The 2771-nt window shown below is 48.0% G+C and carries 4 protein-coding genes; all 4 read right to left on the bottom strand.

The genetic code is table 11. The annotated features are described in order from the left end of the window. Nucleotides 1-215 precede the first annotated feature (215 nt). From HUX64_RS02745 to HUX64_RS02760, 4 genes are read right to left on the bottom strand one after another with little or no spacing between them, the layout of a single operon-like run. On the bottom strand, nucleotides 216-491 hold the full coding sequence (locus HUX64_RS02745) for a UPF0175 family protein (RefSeq protein ID WP_174624712.1): 276 nt from the start codon (nucleotides 489-491) through the stop codon (nucleotides 216-218). An 8-nt stretch (nucleotides 492-499) separates the two neighbouring features. After that, nucleotides 500-841: a type II toxin-antitoxin system PemK/MazF family toxin gene (locus HUX64_RS02750; protein WP_246246883.1), complete on the bottom strand. Its 342-nt coding sequence runs from the start codon at nucleotides 839-841 to the stop codon at nucleotides 500-502. Further along, nucleotides 828-1055, bottom strand: a complete 228-nt coding sequence (locus HUX64_RS02755; RefSeq protein ID WP_174624713.1) for an AbrB/MazE/SpoVT family DNA-binding domain-containing protein — start codon at nucleotides 1053-1055, stop codon at nucleotides 828-830. Before HUX64_RS02755 ends, HUX64_RS02750 begins: the two co-directional genes overlap by 14 nt. Nucleotides 1056-1106: 51 nt before the next feature. Then, the gene (locus HUX64_RS02760) at nucleotides 1107-2543 is read right to left on the bottom strand and encodes a hypothetical protein (protein WP_174624714.1); all 1437 of its coding nucleotides are present in this window, start codon (nucleotides 2541-2543) and stop codon (nucleotides 1107-1109) included. Nucleotides 2544-2771 lie beyond the last annotated feature (228 nt).

Consider the following 2771-nt stretch of genomic DNA (forward strand, 5'->3'; position numbering starts at 1 on the left):
AGATAAGGCCCTGTGGCCAACAAACCCGGCGTCGTTAAAAAGCGCTCCAGCAGCCCGTCGAAAAAAGGCGTCGTCGTTTCAAAACTTAAACGCAGATAATCACTGACGGCTTGCTGTAATTGTTGGGCTAAAACGCTGGGGTTCATGCGCGGCCTTTTTCAATTGAGCCATGACAACGGCTGACATGCGCTATCATTTTTGGTTGAATTAAGTGCTTAAAGCTTTGATATCGGCAATGATGACAACCATGAGTCCAGCGTTTTTAATTCTTGTGCGGTAAGCTGATCTGGAACAACTACATCAATATTCAATAGCGTTAAATATTCTATAAACTCTGACAAGCTCAAGCCGCTAGCTTGCGCGGCCGCACCTAATGAAAGCAGCTTATCTTTAAAATAACCGGCTGCCAATGCAGCGGTTAATTGCTCGCCCGGTTCAACTAAAGCCCGGGACTGTGCAACTTCATCTAACTTCACATCATTAGCATTCATTGATAGTTTCACTCGACATCAAACATCTGACTAAAAGCATTATTAACGGCTTGCTGGTCACTATCTGCCAACATCCCTGCTTGCCTGATTACCAAGCGATTATCCAGAGTAAATAGTTTCATACGAACAATCGACGCAGATGAAGGCCCCGCACTATTCAAATCGGCAATCGCTACGTCATGCAGCCAGTTGGAGTTTTTGGCACTGGTAATCATCGCCAAAACGCAATGACCTGCTGACGTGTTAAAAGCGGGAATGGACAACACCAATCCCGGTCGCCTTTTAGTTGCGGCTTGATCGGTGAATGGAAAGGCTACAACCACCACCGCAAACTTTTCAAAGGTCAGCATAAGCCTCATCATCTGCGGCAGAATTCCATTCGTTTAAGGTAGCCTGCAGAGCGCCTGTGAAGTCGGCATCAATGGGCGGGGCTTTGCGTAAATGTACACCGGCCTGATCAATTTCAAAAACAATGGCATCGCCTTCCCGCAGCTTCAGGGCTTCCAGAACCGGCTCAGGAATAGTGGTCTGATTATGGTGTATTAATCGACTACTCGTTTGCATACGTTTAACTCCAGTTGCTTTAATGGGCACGCTATCACTTTGTCATCCTAACTATAAATGTTTTTCATAATATTGCCAGACGGTTTGGTAGTCCTGCTCGCGGCTGCATAGGTCAAACGGGGCGACGTATTGAATCAGGCGCTCTACCGGGCCGTTGGGGACGGTGTCATCCGGAATCGTGCGTTCGATGATAGCGCAGTCCAGGGTTTGGGCATCTTCCCAGCCAAGCACAGCGGATTCGCAGGTCCAGTCGGCGGTGTCGATGATGAACTGGCCGTTTTTGGGGCTGACCTGTTCGGCGCACCAGTCCAGCCAGCGGCTTTTGATGTCCGGCGGCGGGGTAAGTATCCGGCAGGGCGTGTCGTTTCTATTGGCTTTACGCGGCAGGCCGACGCCGACCAGGCCTTTTGAGACGGTAAACACGATGCGTCCGGCTCTATCGAACCAGGTGTCCTGTTCGTATTGGCGCATCACCGGAAATTGCACGCGGTAGAGGGTTTGCAGTTCTTCCAGAGTGAGCCCCAAGGCCATTGCTGCCAATACGTCGATTTCAACCAATGCCTGGCGGCGGTTGTAGTCGGTGCGTAAGGCGCAGTTGCGTTGCCAGTCGGGCGACAATTGCCGGAAAAAGTTATTGGGCAGGCGCGGGTCGGATTTGGCCCAGTGGTCTTGGGTGAAAGTGGCTTGATAGCAGGATTGCCAGAGGTCGGTGTAGTGAGTGGTTAGGCATGTCAAGGATAATATTCTTACTTGACCCTGTTCCCGTAAATCAATTAAGGATAAATATCTGGCAGTGTCACCCCTCATTGTAGCTTTGCCGGTGGTTTTCAAAATAAAGTCCATCGGTAAAGAATAAAGTGAACCACTAAAATTTATTAAAGTTTGTTCATCTTTAAAGGCAATAGAAAATGCTGCATCAATATGACCTAAATATTTTGGAGCAATAATATTAATCAGAGTTCTTTCACCGGATTGACTCAACATTTTTCTATTAACGTATCGATAATACTCCGTAACCCGCTTGGGCTCCGTTTCCTCTTCTTCTATCCACGATACATGCGGAATACGTCTCTGATATTCAACTGGTTCGCAAGCTGGTAAATAATTTGTACGAGGCAAGTAATCATCGGGCAAGCTGGCGAGGTCGAGAACATCGTAATGGCTATTTTCGGTGCAAATCCGACGCGGCGTTTTATAAAACGGCGTGCCGACAAAAAAATGCGGACCGGACAGTATCCATTGCTCTGCCGATTCGGGAAACCGGGTTTGACGTTTAATCGTGCCGTCTTTTTGCGAATTGGTTTCGTGCCACATTTCCAACGAATAATACTCGCCCCGCAAATCTCCTAACCGTTTGGGTTGTTTGGCAAATTTTTCCAGCACATGAATCAACTGCTCGGCATGCAAGGCCGGCAAACGGGCTTGCAAGGCAGGCGTGCCTTCGGCATCGTAAAGTTTGGCGAACAAAGCCAAGGTGTTTTTATCCACCGCAATGATACGGCTTTTATGCCCGATGGTATTCCATTTGCCGTCATCGGTTTTAATGCCGGGTACTGCGCCATAGCCGTCATGTTCATAACATTGGTTAACCCGGATATCTCACAATAAAAGCGGGCAAGTCCGTTTATATTTGTTAAAATTCAGTTGCTTAGATTGAATTCGAACAAGGACCTGCCCATGACAAACTGTACCACAGCCAAAGTAGAATTTCCTGCC

The sequence above is a fragment of the Candidatus Methylobacter favarea genome, from assembly GCF_902806695.1.
Classification (GTDB): Bacteria; Pseudomonadota; Gammaproteobacteria; order Methylococcales; family Methylomonadaceae; genus Methylobacter_B; species Methylobacter_B favarea.